Source organism: Mesorhizobium sp. M1A.T.Ca.IN.004.03.1.1 (assembly GCF_003997555.1).
Lineage (GTDB): Bacteria > Pseudomonadota > Alphaproteobacteria > Rhizobiales > Rhizobiaceae > Mesorhizobium.
In genome coordinates this window covers 1-3,308 of sequence record NZ_RZTV01000038.1, presented here as the reverse complement: position 1 = coordinate 3,308, position 3,308 = coordinate 1, and the positions used below count along the sequence as shown (strand labels likewise).

At 60.1% G+C, this 3,308-nt stretch carries 2 protein-coding genes and 2 pseudogenes; 2 read left to right on the top strand and 2 right to left on the bottom strand.

What is annotated here, in order from left to right; all coding sequences use genetic code 11:
• Window positions 1-99 precede the first annotated feature (99 nt).
• Complete coding sequence (locus EOD29_RS30525; protein ID WP_127248769.1) at window positions 100-1,911, top strand: potassium transporter Kup; 1,812 nt, start codon at window positions 100-102, stop codon at window positions 1,909-1,911.
• 307 nt (window positions 1,912-2,218) lie between these two features.
• Window positions 2,219-2,679 (top strand): annotated as a pseudogene (locus EOD29_RS30520) (OB-fold nucleic acid binding domain-containing protein); the annotation flags it as partial.
• 53 nt (window positions 2,680-2,732) lie between these two features.
• Here EOD29_RS30520 and EOD29_RS30515 read toward each other — a convergent pair.
• Together EOD29_RS30515 and EOD29_RS30510 are read right to left on the bottom strand one after the other, a co-directional pair.
• Window positions 2,733-3,005, bottom strand: coding sequence for a hypothetical protein (locus EOD29_RS30515; RefSeq protein WP_127248768.1), 273 nt, complete (start codon window positions 3,003-3,005; stop codon window positions 2,733-2,735).
• 186 nt (window positions 3,006-3,191) lie between these two features.
• Window positions 3,192-3,308, bottom strand: a pseudogene (locus tag EOD29_RS30510) (aldehyde dehydrogenase family protein); the annotation flags it as partial.

The window sequence follows — 3,308 nt, the reverse complement described above, 5'->3', positions numbered from 1 at the left end:
TCCACATGGCAGCCTAAAGTCAAAAACGCCTATCAGTCGCCTCGCCCTGATCGAGGACAACCTGTTGAAGCTCCACAACTAGGTGTCGTTTATGGCGATATAGGCACCAGCCCGATCTATGCATTTCGCGAGGCGTTGCATGCATCAGCGGGTGGCAACGTCGCCAGCCGTGGCGACATCCTCGGCGTACTCTCGCTGATCATCTGGTCCCTGACGATCACCGTGACGATCAAATACATCATGTTCGTGCTCCGCGCCGACAATCGAGGCGAGGGCGGAGTGCTGTCGCTTATGGCGCTGGCGCGCAACAGTTTCCCGACCTGCTCTGCGGTGATCCTCGGCATCGGCATCGGCATCGGCATCGTCGGCGCGGCGCTTTTTTTTGGCGACGCCGTCATTACGCCGGCAATCTCGGTACTGTCGGCGGTCGAAGGTATGAATGTCGTCACGCCGACGTTCCAGCCCTATGTGGTGCCGCTGACACTGGCCATCCTGGCGATCGTGTTTGCGGTACAGCGGTTTGGCACCGGCGGCGTAGGATTGGTGTTCGGACCCGTTACCGCGCTGTGGTTCCTGGCCATCGGCCTTTCCGGGCTCAACCACATCATGGACGACCCGGAAATCCTGCTGGCAATCAGCCCGCATTACATCGTGTCGTTCCTGGTCAACTCGCCTGACGTCGCCTTCGTTACGGTTGGTGCAGTCTTCCTCGCCGTCACCGGAGCCGAGGCGCTCTACGCCGACCTCGGCCATTTCGGCCGCAAGCCGATCGTGCTCGCCTGGCTGGCGATCGTGTTCCCTTGTCTGTTGCTCAATTATGTCGGGCAAGGCGCCTTCGTGCTGGCAAATGGCGGCGTTGTCGGTCATCCGTTCTTCGAGATGAACCAGGGCTGGACGCTTATTCCGATGGTCGTGCTTGCCACGGCGGCGACCGTGATCGCCTGCCAGGCGGTGATCTCCGGCGCCTTTTCGCTGACCAGGCAAGCGGTACAGCTCAACATGCTGCCGCGTTTCGTCATCCAGCACACGTCGGAAAAACAGTCGGGCCAGATCTATCTGCCGCGCATCAACCTGATGCTGGCGCTGGTGGTGATGCTGCTGGTGGTCGGCTTCGGCGAATCCAGCCGGCTGGCCTCGGCCTACGGTATTTCGGTGACCGGCAATATGCTGGTGACGAACATACTGCTTTTTGTTGTGATGACGCGCATCTGGAAATGGCCGCTCGGCGTCGCGATAGCCTTAATGGCGGTGTTCGTCTTCATCGATACCGGCTTCTTTGCAGCTAACATCGTCAAGGTATTCGAAGGCGGCTGGGCCTCGCTTGCCATTGCCGCAGTGATCGTGATGACCATGTGGACTTGGATAAGAGGCAGCAGGTATCTATTTGACAAGACGCGCAGGAACCAGATTCCGCTCGATTTCCTTGCGGGCAATCTGTTGAAGAAGAAACCGCAGCTGGTGTCCGGTACGGCCGTGTTCCTGACCAGCGATCCCGCCAGTGCGCCGACCGCGTTGATGCACAGCCTGAAGCACTACAAGGCGCTGCACGAACAGAACGTCATCCTCTCTGTGGTGACGGCGCAGCAGCCCGTGGTGCCCGACAGCGAGCGGATCAAGATGGAAACGATCAATGAGCTGTTCATGCGGGTGACACTGACCTTCGGCTACATGGAACAGCCTAACATCCCGCGTGCGCTGGCGATCTGCCGCAAGCAGGGTTGGAAGTTCGACATCATGACGACGTCCTTCTTCCTGTCGCGTCGCTCGCTCAAGGCGTCACCCAACTCCGGCATGCCGGTGTGGCAGGACAAGCTGTTCATCGGCTTGGCGCGCACGGCCGCCGACGCGACGGAGTATTTCCAGATCCCGACCGGACGTGTGGTCGAGATCGGAACGCAAGTGGCCGTTTAGGTATGCCCGGTTAAGCAGAATCAATTGGCATTTCGCGAGCCGGTGAATGCCTGACCGGGCGGAGGCCACGATGCTTGCGCCAAACTGGGGTCCGGTTCCAGGCCTGAAGCTTCCGGCCCCGAAAGCCGTCCTTTACGCCTGCGATCATTTCCGTTCCGCATTGTCTTGCCGACCCACCAGTCGAGATGCGCTGAAACGACCTCGCCGGGCAGCAACTTATCATTTGAACCTAATCGATGTGCCGCAAGTCCGACCTTCATTCTTCAGTTCACAGGCTAGCGTTGCCAAAATCGGTGTGCCGCCTAACCGGCGCCGCACCGTGACCTGTCAGGATGCTATGCAGGCGCGAGGCAGAAGCTGGCTCGAGGCCGCCGGCCTGGTGCTGGTCCGGCAGCGGCCGGGCTCGGCCAAAGGCTTCATGTTCCTCTGGAGGATGAGACGGGTGCGGCAAACGTCGTCGTCTGGGTCAAGATCTCTCGAGAAATTCCGGCGCGTGCTTCTTGCTTCGGCCATGCTCGGCGTCCGCGGACGCATCCGACGGAAGAGGAGGTGGTGCACCTCGTCGCCCACGAGCTGACCGATCTGTCGGCCGGGCTGGCCAGCGTGGGAAACCGCAAGACGCCGTTTCCGTTGCCGCACGGCCGAGGGACGAGGCTCATCACGGCGGATCGGGCATCGATCCGCGCGGCATGCCGAAGGGGCGCGACATCGTCGATGCAGTATGACCATATCGACCCTATCAAGTTCAAGACGCGTAACTTCCGGTAGCGCTTCCGGAGGCCACTTCAGCAGCATGTTGTGCACACTTTTGTCGGACCCTGTTAACTGCCGATTGGCAGCAGGTCACCCCGTGCCGGATCCCAAATGTCGTCGCTCTCAAGCGCAACGACTGCCCGCACCCTTTTTAAGTCAGCGAGCACCTCCACCGCCGGACGCCGCCCCGTTTCCTGAGCCGCGGCGTAACGGGTGTATTTGTGACTGTCCGGCTCAAACCACTTCAACGATTCCAAAGTAACCATGGCATCGCCCTTGCGGCTGCGCGTGATGCGAATGATCGTGATCCCATCCTCAGCGCTCGCGTCGAATGGAGACACGCTGCCAACGCTTCATCTGCTCTACCCCATCTTTGTTCCAAGGCGGTCGGATCATCTCAATGAGCCCTGCCTCAGGGTGGCCAAAGCATGCATATTTATCGTTCGGCCCCGCATCGAATTATCATCTGCGATGTGGGACTCGATCTTGGGTTGGCGACGGCTTCGCTCCGGGAGTAGACGTCGGACCACTGATAAGTGCCGGACCTTCTCCACAATTTCTCGGCGGACTCATCGTGAACGCTCGATTGGACGTAAATGCGGTTCGCGGAAACGCAGGTCTGGCCGGCATTGCGGAACTTCGCC